14 protein-coding genes are annotated in these 16,197 nt (G+C 64.5%); 10 read left to right on the top strand and 4 right to left on the bottom strand.

Going from position 1 to position 16,197, the window contains the following annotated elements:
* Window positions 1-66 precede the first annotated feature (66 nt).
* The 10 genes from C8K58_RS20120 (at window position 67) to C8K58_RS20075 (ending at window position 10,168) form a co-directional block, all read left to right on the top strand.
* Complete coding sequence (locus tag C8K58_RS20120; protein WP_027606167.1) at window positions 67-1,269, top strand: ABC transporter substrate-binding protein; 1,203 nt, start codon at window positions 67-69, stop codon at window positions 1,267-1,269.
* 67 nt (window positions 1,270-1,336) lie between these two features.
* A complete protein-coding gene (locus tag C8K58_RS20115; RefSeq protein ID WP_065923782.1) occupies window positions 1,337-2,197 on the top strand; it encodes a branched-chain amino acid ABC transporter permease in 861 nt (286 codons plus the stop codon).
* Between the two features lies 1 nt (window position 2,198).
* The gene (locus C8K58_RS20110; protein WP_098479098.1) at window positions 2,199-3,209 is read left to right on the top strand and encodes a branched-chain amino acid ABC transporter permease; all 1,011 of its coding nucleotides are present in this window, start codon (window positions 2,199-2,201) and stop codon (window positions 3,207-3,209) included.
* A complete protein-coding gene (locus C8K58_RS20105) occupies window positions 3,206-3,955 on the top strand; it encodes an ABC transporter ATP-binding protein (protein WP_098479097.1) in 750 nt (249 codons plus the stop codon). The genes C8K58_RS20110 and C8K58_RS20105 overlap by 4 nt, the downstream gene beginning before the upstream one ends.
* Entirely contained in the window at window positions 3,955-4,650 is a 696-nt protein-coding gene (locus C8K58_RS20100) for an ABC transporter ATP-binding protein (RefSeq protein ID WP_027606163.1), read from the top strand. Before C8K58_RS20105 ends, C8K58_RS20100 begins: the two co-directional genes overlap by 1 nt.
* 13 nt (window positions 4,651-4,663) lie before the next feature.
* A complete protein-coding gene (locus C8K58_RS20095) occupies window positions 4,664-5,932 on the top strand; it encodes a Zn-dependent hydrolase (RefSeq protein WP_108574186.1) in 1,269 nt (422 codons plus the stop codon).
* Window positions 5,929-7,335: an amidase gene (locus C8K58_RS20090; RefSeq protein WP_108574185.1), complete on the top strand. Its 1,407-nt coding sequence runs from the start codon at window positions 5,929-5,931 to the stop codon at window positions 7,333-7,335. The genes C8K58_RS20095 and C8K58_RS20090 overlap by 4 nt, the downstream gene beginning before the upstream one ends.
* 111 nt (window positions 7,336-7,446) lie before the next feature.
* Entirely contained in the window at window positions 7,447-8,310 is an 864-nt protein-coding gene (locus C8K58_RS20085) for a LysR family transcriptional regulator (protein ID WP_027606159.1), read from the top strand.
* Window positions 8,311-8,399: 89 nt separating this feature from the next.
* Complete coding sequence (locus tag C8K58_RS20080; protein ID WP_108574184.1) at window positions 8,400-9,077, top strand: sterol desaturase family protein; 678 nt, start codon at window positions 8,400-8,402, stop codon at window positions 9,075-9,077.
* Window positions 9,074-10,168, top strand: coding sequence for an SMP-30/gluconolactonase/LRE family protein (locus tag C8K58_RS20075; protein WP_108574183.1), 1,095 nt, complete (start codon window positions 9,074-9,076; stop codon window positions 10,166-10,168). Before C8K58_RS20080 ends, C8K58_RS20075 begins: the two co-directional genes overlap by 4 nt.
* A gap of 60 nt (window positions 10,169-10,228) precedes the next feature.
* On the opposite strand, the gene C8K58_RS20070 is transcribed toward C8K58_RS20075, so the two are convergent.
* The 4 genes from C8K58_RS20070 to C8K58_RS20055 all read right to left on the bottom strand — a co-directional run bounded on the left by C8K58_RS20070 (window position 10,229) and on the right by C8K58_RS20055 (window position 16,023).
* Window positions 10,229-11,740, bottom strand: coding sequence for a hypothetical protein (locus C8K58_RS20070; protein WP_027606156.1), 1,512 nt, complete (start codon window positions 11,738-11,740; stop codon window positions 10,229-10,231).
* Window positions 11,741-11,853: 113 nt separating this feature from the next.
* Window positions 11,854-12,915, bottom strand: coding sequence for a lipocalin-like domain-containing protein (locus C8K58_RS20065; protein ID WP_108574182.1), 1,062 nt, complete (start codon window positions 12,913-12,915; stop codon window positions 11,854-11,856).
* Window positions 12,905-15,367, bottom strand: coding sequence for an FtsX-like permease family protein (locus tag C8K58_RS20060; protein WP_108574181.1), 2,463 nt, complete (start codon window positions 15,365-15,367; stop codon window positions 12,905-12,907). The genes C8K58_RS20065 and C8K58_RS20060 overlap by 11 nt, the downstream gene beginning before the upstream one ends.
* The gene (locus tag C8K58_RS20055) at window positions 15,364-16,023 is read right to left on the bottom strand and encodes an ABC transporter ATP-binding protein (protein WP_108574180.1); all 660 of its coding nucleotides are present in this window, start codon (window positions 16,021-16,023) and stop codon (window positions 15,364-15,366) included. Before C8K58_RS20055 ends, C8K58_RS20060 begins: the two co-directional genes overlap by 4 nt.
* Window positions 16,024-16,197 lie beyond the last annotated feature (174 nt).

Below are 16,197 nucleotides of genomic sequence, written 5' to 3'. Positions count from 1 at the left end.
CACAGGCCCTGCTCCACCGTATCGCCCTTGCTACTCCTGCCAATAACTAAACCAGGGAGTCACCCCATGCAGCGTCGTACGTTATTGAAAGCCAGTCTTACCGCGGCCGCCGCCCTCAGTCTTCCGCTGAGCGTACGGTCCGCATTCGCCGCCGAGCCCTTTACCTTTTACGGCCTCAAGTCCATGTCCGGCGCCTTTGCCAGCTATGGCAAGTTTGCCGACATGGGTTCGCGCCTGGCGGTGGCACAACACACCGAGCTGCTGGGCCGCCCCTTGAACTACAAGGTCATCGACACCGAGGGCAACGCCGGCAAGGCCGTGCGCAAGGTGCAGGAGGCGATCCAGCAGGACGGCGCGCGGTTCTTCCAGGGCTGTACGCTGTCGTCGTCGGCACTCGCGGTGGCCAAGGAAGTCGACAAGGTTGGCGGTGTATTCATGACCCCGGTGGGTGCCGATGAAGTCACCGGCAAAGACTGCAACCACGCCACGTTTCGCTGGTCGGTGCCCACCTACGGCGCGATCCGCGAAACCATGGTGCCGCTGATCAAGCTGCTGCCGGATGCCAAGCGCTGGTACACCATCACGCCGCAATATGTGTTCGGCGAAGCGCTGCTCGAAGGCGCCAGAAACGTGCTCAAGGAACATGGCCTGGAGCACGTCGGCAACAGCTACCACTCGCTGCAGGAGCAGGAATTCTCCGGCTACCTGACCAATGCCATTTCCACCAAGCCGGATGTGCTGGTGTTGCTCAACTTTGGCAGCCAGTCGTCCAACACCCTGCGCCAGGCGGTGAACTTCGGCATCAAGGAACGCATGAAAGTGCTGCTGGTGTGGTCCGCCGGCCTCGACCAGTTCCAGGAACTGGGCAGCGATATCCTCGACGGCGTGTACCTCGGCGCGCAGTACTGGCATCAGGTCGACACCCCGCTCAACCGCGAGCTGGTCAAGCTGACCCAGGCCAAGTACGGCATCAACCCCACCTACCCGCTGGCCGCCGACTACATCAGCACCAAAGTCATGCTCGACACCATCATCGCCACCGGCAGCTTCGACGGGCCGACCGTGGCCAAGGCCATGCAGGGCCTGAGTTTCGAAGGCCCCACCGGCAAGGAGTCGATCCGCGCCGGCGACCACCAGGTGATCAAGGACTACTACCTGCTGGTCGGCAAGGCCGCCGGCGAGATGGCCGACAAGGATGACCTGGCCAAGGTGCTCAGCGCCGGCCAGTCCTTCCCGCCGGTGGAAGCCACGGGCTGCACGCTCGCCTGATCCGCTAAAACACCACCGTTGTACACGGCAGGGCCGCCCCGGCGGCCACCTGTTCGAGGGTTTCTGCATGCTTAATCTTTACCTGTTCCAGATACTCAACGGCCTTGGATTGGGAATGATCTACTTCCTGATCGCGGTCGGGCTGACGATCATTTTCGGCCTGCTCAACTTCGTCAACTTCGCCCACGGCGCGTTCTTCCTGCTGGGCGCCTACATCTGCTACACCGCCGTGAGCCTCACCGGCAACTTCTGGCTGGCGCTGCTGATTGCGCCGCTGGTGGTGGCCGCGTTGGCCTGGGTGATCGAGCGGCTGTTGATCCAGCGGATCTATCACTTGCCGCACATGTTCCAGATCCTGGTCACCCTGGGCATCGCGCTGATCATCCAGGAAGCCAGCGTGATGATCTGGGGCCCGGTGGGCAAAAGCGTCGCCGTGCCGGAACTGCTGCGCGGCGTGCTGGTGGTGGGTGATTTCGTCTACCCCTACTACCGCCTGTTCCTCATCGTGTTTTCCGGGCTGGTGGGCCTGGGCCTGTGGCTGCTGCTGGAGCGCACGCGCTTCGGCGCCCTGGTGCGCGCCGGCAGTGAAAGCACCGAGACCGTGTCGCTGCTCGGCACGAATATCTTCCGCCTGTTCTCCATGACCTTCGCCCTCGGCGTGGGCCTGGCCGGCATGGCCGGGGTGCTGTTCGCGCCGTTGCGCGGTGCGCAGCCGTTCGTTGGCCCGGAGATTCTCGGCATCGCCTTCGTGGTGGTGGTGATCGGCGGCATGGGCTCGTTCAGCGGTGCGTTGGTCGGCGGTTTGCTGGTGGGCGTGGTGCAAAGCCTGATGACCACACTCTGGCCCCAAGGCGCGAGCCTGATGATCTACGGCGCCATGGCCGTGGTGATTCTGGTGCGGCCTTACGGCCTGTTTGGGAGAGCCTGACATGAGCGAGAAAAATCCCCTGCCGTTTGCCAAAACCCAATCGCGCGCCATGTTGCTGTGGGTCGTGGCGGTGCTGATCGGCCTGCCCGTGCTATTGCCCTCGGCGACCCTGGCCAGCGAGATCCTGATCTTTGCCATGGCCGCCCTGGCCTGCAACCTGTTGCTGGGCTACACCGGGCTGCTGTCATTCGGCCAAGGCATCTTCTTTGGTGCCGGTGCCTACTGTGCGGCACTGCTGATGATCCACCTGCAACTGGGGTTGTTCGCCGCGCTGCTGGGTGCCGCCATCGCCGGTGGCTTCCTGGCCCTGCTGGTGGGTGCCCTGGCAATCCGGCGCACCGGCATCTACTTCGTGATGCTTACGTTGGCCTTCAGCCAGATGGCGTACTTTGTCGCCTACACCCTCAGCGACTGGACCGGTGGCGACAACGGCCTGCTCAGCGTGCCGCGCCCGGAAATCCGCATCGGCGATACCGTGCTGCTGTCCCTGGCCGACGCCCGTGCGTTCTATGGTTTTGTCGCGGTGCTGTTCCTGTTGATCTTTATCGGCGCACGCCGGGTGATCGCCTCGCCGTTCGGCAGCACGCTGATGGCGATCCGCGAAAACGAAACCCGCGCCTCGGCCATCGGCTACGACACGCGGCATTTCAAGATCCTGGTGTTCGTGCTGTCCGGCGCAGTCACCGGGATTGCCGGGGCGCTGTACGCCATGCTGCTGCACTTTGTGCCGCTGTCGAATATCGACCTGGCGATGTCCGAGAACATCCTGATCATGACCATTATCGGCGGCACCGGCTCGCTGTTCGGTTCGTTGCTGGGCGCCGGGTCCATCGTGCTGCTGGGGGATTTTCTCTCCGACCTGTGGCCCCGTTGGCTGATGCTGCTGGGGGTGATCCTGATCCTGGTGGTGATCTTCATGCGCGGCGGTTTGTGGGGCGGCCTGGCCGCGTTGTTCGAGCGCGTGCGCGGCCGTCGCAAGGCCGCCGTCGTCGCCAAGGAGGAAGGGCTATGAGCATCCTGTTGGAAACCCAGGACCTGGAACTGGCCTATGGCGCGTTCCGTGCGGTGAATGGCGTGAACCTCAAGGTCGAAGCCGGCACCATCCACACCATCATCGGCCCCAACGGTGCGGGCAAGACCAGCCTGTTCCACTGCCTGACCGGTGAACGCCAGGCCACGGCCGGGGCGATTCATTTCGACGGCAGGAACCTGATGCGCAAGCCGGCCCACGGCCGCGTCGGCCTGGGCATGGCGCGCTCGTTCCAGCTCACCAGCCTGTTCCAGAACCTCAGCGTGCGCGAAAACCTGCGCCTCGCCGCCCAGGGCCGCGACGGTGCACGTGCATTGAACTTCTGGCGCCGCGTGGACAGCAAGCGCGAACACCTGGAGATGGCCGACCAGGTGCTCGAACGCCTGCAACTCAGCGCCCGCGCCGAGACCCTGGCCGGCGAGTTGTCCCACGGCCAGCAACGGGTGCTGGAGGTGGGCATGTCGATCTGCTCCAAGCCCAAACTGTTGATGCTCGACGAGCCCACCTCGGGCATGGGCATCGATGACATCCCGATCATGACCCAGTTGATCAGCGACCTCGGCCGCGACCACACGGTGCTGTTGATCGAACACAACATGAGCATCGTCATGTCCATCAGCCAGCGCATCACGGTGATGAGCCACGGGCAGATCCTGGTGGAAGGCACGCCGGAGTTCGTGCGTGCCGATGAACGCGTGCGCAATGCTTATCTTGGGGAGGCTGCCTGATGCTGATCGTCGAGAATATCCATTCCTACTATGACAAGAGCCACGTGCTCGAAGGCGTGTCGCTGAGGGTCAACCCCGGCGAACTGGTGACCCTGCTCGGGCGCAATGGCGCGGGCAAGACCACCACCCTGCGCAGCATCCTCGGCATCATCTGCCCGCGCCAGGGCCAGATCCACTTCAACGGCCAGGCGCTGGTGGGGCAGAAAATCTTTGAAATCGCGCGCCAGGGCCTGGCGCTGGTGCCGGAAAATCGCGGGATCTTCCGCCTGCTGACCGTCGAGGAAAACCTGCGCATCGCCGTGCGCAAGACCAGCCGCTGGCAGCTCGAAGACGTGTACGGCATGTTCCCGCGCCTCAAGGAGCGGCGCAGGAACGCCGGCCATGCACTCTCCGGCGGCGAGCAACAGATGCTCGCCATCGCCCGCGCCCTGCTCAACGACCCCAAGTTGCTGATCCTCGACGAACCCACCGAAGGCCTCGCCCCGGTGATCGTCGACGAACTGGTGAAGATCCTGCGCAAGGTCAAGGACGACGGCCTGCCGGTGCTGCTGGTGGAACAGAACCTGATGGTCTGCGACAAGCTCGCCGACCGCCATTACGTCCTCGAACAGGGCCGCGTGGTCTACGAAGGCAGTGCCGCCGCCTTCCGCGCCGACCCGACCATCAAGAACCGCTACCTGGCGCTGAGCGCCTGACGGGAGAATACAGATGAACAGTTTTGCGCAACCGCTCCAGGGCAACGCCCCGCTGATCAACCGCGACCGCCTGTGGCAATCGCTGATGGACCTGGCGCAACTGGGCGCCACGGTCAAGGGCGGCGTGTGCCGCCTGGCCCTCACCGACCTGGACCGTCAGGCCCGTGACCTGTTTGTACAGTGGTGCGAAGCCGCCGGGTGCAGCGTCAGTGTCGACGCCATCGGTAATATCTTCGCCCGCCGCCCTGGGCGTAATCCCGCCCTGCCCCCGGTGATGACCGGCAGCCACATCGACACCCAACCCACCGGCGGCAAGTTCGACGGCTGCTACGGGGTGATGGCCGGGCTGGAAGTGATCCGCACGCTCAACGATTTGAACATCGAGACCCAGGCGCCGATCGAAGTGGTGGTATGGACCAATGAAGAAGGCTCGCGCTTCCCGCCGTGCATGATGGGCTCCGGGGTATTTGCCGGTAAGTTCGACCTGCAGGACACCCTCGACAAGCAGGACGAGCAAGGCCTATCGGTGGGCGCTGAATTGCAGCGCATCGGCTATGCCGGTTCGCGTGCGGTGTTGGGCCACCCGGTCGGCGCGTATTTCGAAGCGCATATCGAGCAAGGCCCGGTGCTGGAAGACCAGGCCACCACCATTGGCGTGGTCATGGGCTGCCTGGGCCAGAAGTGGTTCGACCTGACCCTCACCGGCGTCGAAGCTCACGCCGGGCCGACGCCGATGCACCTGCGCAAGGACGCCCTGGTCGGCGCCGCCGAGGTGGTCAGTGCGGTCAACCGTATCGCCCACCAGCAACAACCTCACGCCTGCGGCACGGTCGGCTGCCTGAGCCTGCACCCGGGGTCACGCAATGTGATTCCCGGCCAGGTGCACATGACCCTCGACCTGCGCCACCTGCATGCCGACAAGCTGCAGGCCATGGTCGATGAAGTGCGCGGCGTGATCGAAGCCACAGCAGCCCGGCACGGGTTGACCTTCGAACTGACGCCCACCGCCGACTTCCCGCCCCTGGACTTCCACCCGGCCTGCGTCAACGCCGTGCGCGATGCGGCGGGTGCCTTGGGCCTGAGCCATATGGACATCGTCAGCGGCGCCGGGCATGACGCGATTTTCGTCGCCGAGCTGGGCCCGGCCGGGATGATCTTTGTGCCGTGCGAAGGCGGCATCAGCCATAACGAAATCGAAAACGCCGCGCCGGATGACCTGGCGGCCGGATGCGCCGTGTTGCTGCGCGCCATGGTCAACGCGGCACAGGGGGAGCAGCCATGAGTGACCTAGGTGAACTGACGGCGGTACAACTGCTGGCGCATTTTCGCGACAAGACCCTGTCGCCGGTGGACGTCACCGAGGACGCATTGCTGCGCATCGAACGCCACAACCCGGTGGTCAACGCCTACTGCCATGTGGACCCCGAGGGCGCGCTGCGCGCCGCGCGGGCGTCGGAGCAACGCTGGTTGAAGGGTGAACCCTGCGGTGCCCTGGATGGCGTGCCCGCCTCGATCAAGGACCTCACGCTGACGCTCGGCATGCCCACCCGCAAGGGCTCGCGCACCTCGTCGGCCGAGGGGCCGTGGGACGTCGACGCGCCCTTCCCGGCCTTTATGCGCAAGGCCGGCGCGGTGCTGCTGGGCAAGACCACCACCCCGGAATTCGGCTGGAAAGGCGTCACCGATAACCCGCTGTACGGCATCACGCGCAACCCGTGGGACACCCGCACCACGGCGGGCGGCTCGTCTGGCGGCGCGGGCGCGGCAGCTGCATTGAACCTGGGCGTGCTGCACCAGGGCAGCGATGCCGGCGGCTCGATCCGCATCCCCTGCGCGTTTACCGGCACCTTCGGCATCAAGCCAACGTTCGGCTATGTGCCGCAGTGGCCGGCCAGTTCGATGACCATCCTGTCGCACCTGGGGCCGATGACCCGCACCGTGGAAGACAGCGTGCTGATGCTGCAGGCCGTGGCACAGCAGGATACGCGGGATGGCCTGATCGGCGCGCCGAGGACCACGCCATGGCTCACGCCGCACACCGATTTGAACGGCCTGCGCGTGGCCTACAGCCCCACGTTTGGCTACGTGGATGTCGACCCGCAGGTGGCCAGGGTGGTCGCCCGGGCGGTCGAGGGCCTGGTGCAGTTGGGTGCCCATGTCGAGCAGATCGACCCTGGCTTCAGCGACCCGCTGGAGGTCTTCAGCACCTTGTGGGCGGCGGGCGCGGCACGCCTGACCGGGTCCATGAGCGACGCACAGAAACAACTGCTGGACCCTGGGCTGCTGCGCATTGCCCAGCGTGGCGAGCAACTGAGCCTGGATGACTTCAACGCAGCCCTCGAAGCCCGCGCCGCGCTGGTGGCCCGTATGGCGGCGTTCCACGAGCATTACGACGTGCTGGTCTCGCCGATGATGCCGATCACCGCGTTCGAGGCCGGGCACAACGTACCGCCCGGTTCCGGGATGCAGGAATGGACCGAGTGGACACCGTTCACCTACCCCTTCAACCTTACCCAGCAGCCGGCGGCGTCGGTGCCGTGCGGCTTGGCGGCGAATGGTTTGCCGGTGGGGTTACATGTGGTGGGCGCGCGGTTTGCCGATGAGCAGGTGTTGCGAGTGTGCCGGGCGTATGCCAAGGCGTTTCCGACCCGGCACTTACAGACACCGATCACCCCAACACCGTAGATCCAAATGTGGGAGGGGCGGTGCGACGATTCGACTTGCCCCTCCCACATTTTCTGACCGCATTCCAATCCCCTGCCTCTACAATGTCTCCCATTCATCCCCGGGGGCTTCATGGACATCGAACTGGCACGCACTTTCCTGGAAATCACCCGCTGCGGCAGCCTGGCCGCCGCCGCCGAGAAACTGCACGTCACCCAGACCGCCATCACCGCCCGCGTTAAAAACCTGGAAAGCCAACTGGGCAGTACGCTGTTCGTGCGCAACCGCGCCGGTGCACGCCTGACCGCCGACGGCGAGGCGTTTGTGGTGTACGCCAACCAGTTGCTGCAAACCTGGGAAGCCGCGCGGCGCGACCTGCCGTTGCCCGATGGCTATCGCAATGTGCTGCATATCGGCGGTGAAGTCAGCCTGTGCAACCCGCTGATGCTCGGTTGGGCCCGGGCCCTGCGCGAACAGATCCCCGGGCATGCCCTGCGCACCGAAGTGCGTGAAGGTGAATACCTGCTGCGGCAGCTGGAGCTCGGCGTACTCGATGCGGCGCTGGTGTTCCAGCCGCAGTACTGGCCGGGGTTGCAGGTGGAGCAGGTGCTGGAAGAAAAACTGATCCTGGTGCAATTGACGAGCAAACCGGCCCCGTACGTCTACATCGATTGGGGCCCGGGTTTCCGCCAGCAGCACGACGCGGCCCTGCCCGACAGGGCTCGCGCGGCGGTGAGTTTCAACCTCGGGCCGCTGGCATTGCAGTACATCCTCGAGAACGGCGGCGCCGGCTATTTCCGCACGCGGGTGGTACAGAGCTACCTGGACAGCGGCGTGATGCAGCGCGTGCCCAAGGCCCCGGAGTTCAGCTTCCCGACGTTCCTGGTGTACTCGCGGGCACGGGATTCGGCGGTGTTGCAACAGGCCCTGGGGCTGCTGCGTGAAGTGGTCAAGGCCGAGAGTGACTGGTCGCAGCGCTGGGACCCGTTGATCTGAATCCCTTCACCGGCGCAGCGCGCAAAACTCGCAGATTCCCGTGTACCAACTAAGCTCAGTCTCCAACAAAAAAACCTGAGCAGCCCGCCATGGTCCACCCCACCGAGACGTTTCGCAGCCGCTACCGCGCCGAGGTCAGCCCCCATTACAACCCCTGGCTGCACGCCGGCTTTGTGCTCGGCTATGGCGTGTGCTGCATCGGCCTGGCCGGGGCCTCCACCCACCGAGTGACGCCGTTCGAGTGGCTGACCGTGCCGCTGACCCTGGTGTTCTTCAACCTCTGTATCTACCTGGTGCATCGCCACCTCGGCCATCACAAGCACGCCTTGGCCCGCCTGTTCTATGCGCGCCACACCGGTGATCACCACAGCTTCTTTACCCCCGGCCACATGACCTACGACAGCCCGCGAGACTGGCGCGTCATTCTCTTTCCGGCGTGGCTGATCGTGCTGCACAGCCTAGCCATCACCCTCCCCGCCTGGTGGTTGCTCCAGCACCTGAACACCAATGTCGCCGGGCTGTTCGCCGGGAGCATGATCCTCGGTTACCTGCTCTACGAAGTGTTCCACGCCTGCGAGCACTTGCCCGCCGACCACCCGCTGGCGCGCCTGCCGTGGATTCGCCAGATGCACCGACTGCACGCCCTGCATCACCGCCGCGAGCTGATGCAGGGGCGCAATTTCAATATCGTCCTCCCGCTGATGGATTACCTGTTCGGCACCCTGTACTGGGAACCGAACCCCAACGACAACCAGGAATCGTCATGAGTACCCGTCGAAAGAAAATGCGTCATCTGCTGTTTGTGCTGCTGGCGGTGATCGCTTTCCTGCTGTTGATGCCGACCAAAGTGCAACCGGTGAACTGGGCTCCGCCCAAGGCGCCATCGATGAAGGAAGGTGCCTATGCCGACAACCAGCGCCTCAAGGCTGTGCAGAAAATCGGCGCCCAGGGCATCGCCGGCCCCGAGGCCTTGCTGCTCGATGCCCAGGGGCTTCTGATCAGCGGGCTGCGTGACGGCCGCATCATCCGCACGTCGCCCGACAACCCCACCCTGGAAGTACTGGCCAACACCGGTGGGCGGCCGCTGGGCATGGCACTGCACCCGGACGGGCGCTTGATCATTGCAGACGGGATCAGGGGCTTGCTCGCGCTGGATCCCCAGCGCCAACTGACCGTCCTGAGCGCCAGCGCCAATGGCGTCCCCTTTGGCTTTACCAATGACGTGACCATCGATGCCGGCGGGCGCTATGCGTACTTCAGCGATGCTTCGAGCCGCTGGGGTTATGGCCAGGATGGCGAGGCGGTGATCGAGCATGGCGGCGATGGTCGCCTGCTGCGCTATGACTTTCGCAACGGCACCACCGAGGTGTTGCTGGACCAACTGCAATTCGCCAACGGCGTGGCCCTCGGCCCCGATGAAAATTACCTGCTGGTCAATGAAACCGGGGCGTATCGCATCAGCCGCTACTGGCTCAAGGGCGAACGTGCGGGCAACCACGACTTGTTTATCGACAACCTGCCCGGCCTGCCGGACAACCTCAGTTTCAACGGCCAGGACCGTTTCTGGGTGGCGCTGTACTCACCACGCAACCCGCTGCTGGACAGCTTTGCCGGCTACCCCTTGCTGCGCAAGGTGATGGTGCGTGCGCTGATGGTGGTGCCCAAGCCCATTGAGCGCAAAGCCTTCGTGCTGGGGCTGGATACCGATGGCAAGGTCATCGCCAATTTGCAGGATGGCAGCGCCGGCAATTACTCGCCCATCACCACGGCCCGGGAATATGGCGACTGGCTGTACCTGGGCTCATTGAAGAATACGAGCATGGCGCGCTTGTCGTTGAAGCTGGCGTTGGCGCAATAACGCAAACAGGGCATACAGACGCCTGGCCTGTATGCCCTGGGTACTACGGGTCACTCATGTTCAGCTCTTGGTGCTGCTCAGCAAGGTCTGTTTGCACAGGTGGCCGAAGCTGACGAACTCGGTGTTGTCACCACCGACGCCGATACCCGGGTACTCCAGTACTTCCATGCGCCACACGCCGTAATTGAAGTCGGTACGCCAGGTGTTGTTGTAGCCCTGGGCGTAATCGACAAAGGTGGTCTGGAAATCACCGAAGCAGGTGCCCACGTTGATCGTGCCCGCCGCTTGGCCCGCACTGTCGGTCGCCGCCGAATACGCCTTGTAGACGATATCGCCGTTGGCCGGGTCGATCCGCTGGTCGAGATAGACGATCGGGTGCAGGCCCACCAGCGGTGCACCGGTGCTGTCCGACAGGCCCATGGTCCAGGTCAGGTCGCGATAGGCTTGGGTGGTCATGTAGCCGTAGCCCACGTCGGAAGCCGAATACGGAATGCGCAACACGTTCGCCTCGCCCTTCACATCCGGGCTGTTGACCCGCGGGTTGGAACCGAACGACAAGTTGTACTTGCCGGTCGCGCTCCACGGCTCGTTCGGGTGCTGGTTCGGCCGCACACGTACCTTGACCACGCCACCGACACCCGGGCTCGGGATCGAGGTCGACACGACGTTGGCCCCCACGGTGACCCACTGGGCGCCATCGAAACGCTCGAGGATCCACTTGTTGCGCGTGCTGCCACTGGTCGCATCGGCCGTCAGCGCAATACCCACACTCTGGCCACGGACGGCGGTGAAATCGAAGTAATCGACATCATCCAGGCTGTCGGCATTGCCGTTGATGTAGTTGAGGGTGTCCGGCAGTTGGAAGGCCGTGTCCGGGGTGTCATTGGGTTCGAACGCATCAAGGTTGGTATCGACCGCCACGCCGAACTGAAAGCTCGAGCCCTGGACCGCCGCGTTGGCCTCCATGAACCAGTAGTAATCGCCGGCCGGCACCACGCCGCCAAGGCTTTCATCGCCCGTGCCGGGGTTATTGGAGGTGCCCAGGGGCAGCGGATTGCCCTGGCCGTCGTCCTGGAACAGCGACAACGACATGTCGGTGCCTGCGGTCTGGTTGACCAGCAGAACATTGATCCGCGCCTTCTGCGGCAGGTTGAAGTGGTAGCACAGCAGGTCGCCGGTTTGCACGCCATCGATCGTATAGAGCGAGTTGATGTCCAGCGTCTGCTCACAGCCCTGGACCAGCGCAGCCTGTACGGCAGGCGCCGACTGGGCCGTGGTTTTCTGCAGCTTGGTCACCCTGGCCGGCGCAGTGTTGTCTTCCACCACCGAGTCAGCCTTCGCCTTGGGGGCAAACAGGGTTTTCTTCTGCTGGGCACCCGCCAGCAATTGCTGCTTGAGGGCAGCCGTCGCCTTGTTGGCCTTGACCTTCGCAGCGCTTTTCAAGCCTTGCTTGACCGCAGGAGGCGCCGCTTGCGCAGCCAGGTGAGGGTATTGTTCAGCGAGGGCAAAGGCCGAGACGAAGCAGGTGGCCGCCATGGCCGCACCGAGCATAAAGGCTTTTTTCGATTTCATTTTTTATCCATCCATAGTTAAAAACTGAAGGTCAGGTGACATCCGGTCACCTGGGATGGAATCTAGCCAACAACTGTATGTATGTCCAGTATTTTTGTAGGAAATTTCTTCATCTAATACCCGGTCATCTCCAGGTACCCCACCCCACCCTCAAACCGCACCGGCCCTTCCCAATACGGAATACTCAGGTTCATCCAGGCCTTGGGGTTGACGGCCTGGGTGGTGATATCCAGCTGCTTGCCGGGAATTTTCAGCGACCAGCGTGTGGGAATCTGGCGACCGTCGATCGCCGTGGTGTCCAGCGGTGCCAGTTGGATGTCGGCGTTGTGCAGGGTCTGGGTGTGGCCTTCGCGGTCGATCCAGGTGCCGGTCAGGTAGGACGCGCCGTCGGTTTGCCGCACCCGAAACAGCATCAACTGCTCGCCACGGTCCAGGTGCAGGGAGAACCAGTCCCAGCCGGTCTGGCTGGCGGTCAGCGGTTGGCTGCTCCATTCGCGGTCGAGCCACGCGGGGCCGCTGACCTGGTACGTCTTACCGTCGATGCTGACATCGCCCTCGGCGGTAAAAAACGGCTGGCTGTAGTAGTACGACGCCTGGCCCTGATCGGATTTGCGGCTGTAGCCGTTGTCGCCTTGCAACACCAATGGCCGGCTGGAGGTGAGGCGCAGGTCGTAGGCAAATTGCGCACCGCTGGCCTTGAGTTGCATGTCCGCCAAGGCGCTCGCGGCACCGGGCTGGCTGGCGAAATTCCAGTCGTCGATCCAGGCGTTGAACGGCACTGCCTGCGCCCCGGCCTGGCCGACGCCGCCGCGGGCGAAGCGTTCGGCAGCGTAGTGGCGGGTGGCGGAGGTGACGGCGGCGTGGCCGAGCCATACGGTCGAGTCGTGCCAGCCCGCCTGCGTCGGCCCAGCCTTGAGGGCGTTGCGAAACAACGTCCATTGCACGCCGAACACATTGCCCTGGGCGTCCTTGAGATTGGCGGTGACGTACCACCACTCGATCCGAAAGCCATCGTGGGAGCCGTGGTCTTCGGGAAAGCTGAAGACCTTGCCGGGCAGCACCTGGGCAAAGTCGGCGGCGTCACTGCCCAGGCCGGCGAAGCTTTCCTGGGGCGCGGGGACTTTGTCGCAGGCCGCCAGCAGTAATAACGCACACATCAACGCCCTAATCTTCATGGGCAAACGTCCTCAACAAATCCGCCGGACGGCTGCGGTACAGCTGCCATAGGGGCCAGGCCGACGCCAACAACGTGGCCAACATCGCCAGCCCCAGCAATTGTGCGAGCTGCCACGGGAACACTTGCAACGGCAGCCGCCAACCAAAGGCCTGCACGTTGATCACCGCGTCCAGGCACCACGCCAGCAACAGCCCCAGGGGCAATGCCAGCAGCAGCGTGAGCACCGCCAGCAGCCAGGTTTGCCCCAGGTTCAGCAGCATCAATTGCCTGCGCGTCACCCCCAATGCCCACAGCGGGGCGAGTTGACCGAGGCGGCTCTGGCTCTGGGTCAGCAGGCTGATGAACAGCGCTACGCCGGCCACGCCCAAGGTCAGGCTGTTGAGCGCGGCGGTGGCGGCGAAGGTGCGCTCGAACACCTGGCTCGACCAGCCCTTGAGTTGCTGTTGATCGACGATACGGCTGTCTTCCAGGGCAAAGGCGCGCTGCACTTCAGCCACCAGCGGCGCCACGTCCTGCGGCAGCACCCGCAGGTTGAAACGCGCCGGTGCCAGTGTCGGCCAGTGGGCCAGCAGGTGCCGGGAATTGACCAGCACGTGGCCCTTGGGGTTGCCGTAATCGGCGTACACCCCCACTACGGTGGGCGACCACACCCCCTGGGGCGTGGGAATGCTCACCGTATCACCCAGCGTCACCCCGAGCCGCCGCGCCAGTTGCTCGCTGAGCATCAGGGTCTCGCCTTGCTGCAACTGGTCCCACGGCGCCCTCGCCGCTTCCAGCAACGGCCAGTGCTGGCGATAGGTCGGGTCGTCGACCACGCCAAACAGATCCGCCGGCCAACCCTGCAATTGCACCGCGACCTGCCAGGTGGGCAACACGGTTTGCACCAACGGTTGCTGCGCCAGCCAGGCGCTGAGTTGCTCTGCCTGGGCCGGGTTTTGCGGGTTGAGGTACAGCTCGGCGGTGAGGCGTTGCTCCAGCCAGTTATTGAACGTGTGACGAAAGCCCGAGGTCATGGAGCCCGCGCCGATATTCGCGGCCAGGGCCAACAGCAGCGCCATCAATGCCAGGCTCAGGGCCGGCAATTGTTGGCGGCAGTCAGCCAGGAACCACTGGCCGAGGACCGAACGGCTGCGCCCCAGCAGCGCCTCCAACAGGCCATTGAGCAGCACCGGCAGGCCCAGGGCGGCACCGAGCAGCAAGGCCGCCATCAACACAAAACCGGCGGCCAGGCTGTCGCCCAGCCATAACGCCAACAACGCGATCAGCAAGGCCGTAGCCGCGACCCAGCCCTGGCGCCGCAACCAGCGCCCATGGGCCTCGTGCCAGGCCTGGGCGTTGGCCAGCGCCAGCAACGGCAAACGCGCCGCGCGCCATAGGCTGCTGGCGCCGGCAAGCAAGGCGCCGAGCAGGCTCAAGCCCAACCCTGCCGCCCACCACCAGGGACTCAAGCTCAATTGGCCCGGCACCTCGGCGCCATACAAGCCACGCAGGCTGGCGGCCACATCCGGCAGCAACAGGCTGGCCAGCAGGTAACCACTGGCGACGCCGAGCACGCCCCCCAACAGCGACAACGCCCCCAGCTCCACCCCCAGGCCGAGGATCAACATCCGCGCACTCACCCCACAGGCGCGCAAGGTGCGCAACAACCCGCGCCGTTGCTCCAGGGCCAGGCCGATGGCCGCATGCACGATAAACAGCCCCACCACAAACGACAGGAAACCCAATGCATCAAGGTTCAGGTGAAAGCTCTCGGTCAGCCGCGCGAGGTTATTCTCCTCGCCCTGCTTGAGCTGCAGCCCGGCGGGCGGTGTGGGATGGCGAGCGGCGAAGGCCTTGTCTACCAGCAGGCGCGAGAGCTGGCCGGGCATCTCCAGCAGCGCCTGGGCAAACCCGATATCGGTGAGCAACAGGCCGGGCGCCATATCCGCCTGGACTTGCAATGGCGGCAGGCGCTGCCCATTCAGCGTGAGCGGTTGCTGGCCCTCGCGCAGCCCCAGGGCCTGCAAGGTGTGCGGCGCAATCCAGGTACGCCCCGGCGGTTCAAAGAAAGCCAGCATCTGCGCCTGGCTCAGGCGCTGCCCCGCCACCGCGCCGCTGCCGGGCAACGACAGTGGTTCGATGCCCATCAACTGCAGGCGCACGTCCTCATGCCCCTTGAGTTGCAGCCGCCCCTGCACCACCGGCGACACCGGCCACCCGGCACGACGCAGTTGGGCAAACAGCGTTTGCGGGAAACTGGCGGCGTCCGGCGCACTGAGGCTGGCCTGGGGTTCGCCGCCGATCAATTGGCTGGCGCGCGCGTAACTGTCGCGGGCCTGGCTGTTGAGGGCCTGCACCCCGGTCAGCAGCGCGGTGGCCAGCCACAGGCCGGTGAGCACGCTGAAGAACTGCACCGGATGGCGTCGCCAATGGCTGAGCAAGGCACGCAAGGTCCAGTAAAACACCCTCACGTCGGCATGACCTGTCCATGATGCAGCACCACTTGCCGGTCCAGTCGGGCGGCGATGCGTGGGCTGTGAGTGACCATCAACAAGCTGGTGGGACTGTCGCGCAGCAGGTCCAGCAGCAGTTGCAGGACCTCGTCGCTGGTGGCTTCGTCGAGGTTGCCGGTGGGCTCGTCGGCCAACAGCAAACCCGGGCGCGAGGCCAACGCCCGCCCGACCGCCACCCGTTGCTGCTGGCCGCCCGAGAGTTGTTCCGGGTAACGCTTGAGCAAGTCCACCAGGCCCAGGCGTTCGACCAATTGCGCCTGCCACTGCGGGTCAAAACGCCCCGCCAGGCGGGCCTGGAACGCCAGGTTGTCGTCGACGCGCAAGCTGCCGATCAGGTTGAACTGCTGGAACACCAGGCCAATCTCAGTGCGCCGCCAGTGGGCCAGTTGCGCCTCGCTCATCTGGTCAAGGCGCTGCTCACCCACCTGGATGCTGCCGCCGTCCACCCGATCAAGCCCGGCAACCAAGTGCAGCAGGGTGCTCTTGCCGCTGCCGGACTCACCCATCAACGCCAGGCTGCTGCGCCCCCCCAGGTGCAGGTCGACCCCCGCCAGTACCGCCAACGGGCCCTGGGGGGTGGCGTAGCTTTTGAAGACACCTTGCACCTGCAACATGGGAACACTCATCGGATGGCTGGCAATCGAGAATAACGGCTGAGGATCAAGGCCACGCAAATTTTTCACATGGTTTTCACCGGCCGCCCACCCACCGCACTTTAAATTGCCGGCCAAGCGTCACTCGTCGACAACTTATTAGTTGCCACGCCTGGCAACTTTTAACCGCAGCAT

Origin of the sequence: Pseudomonas sp. GV047 (assembly GCF_003058245.1) — a bacterium.
Classification (GTDB): domain Bacteria; phylum Pseudomonadota; class Gammaproteobacteria; order Pseudomonadales; family Pseudomonadaceae; genus Aquipseudomonas; species Aquipseudomonas marginalis.
This window is presented reverse-complemented; position numbering and strand designations above follow the sequence as displayed.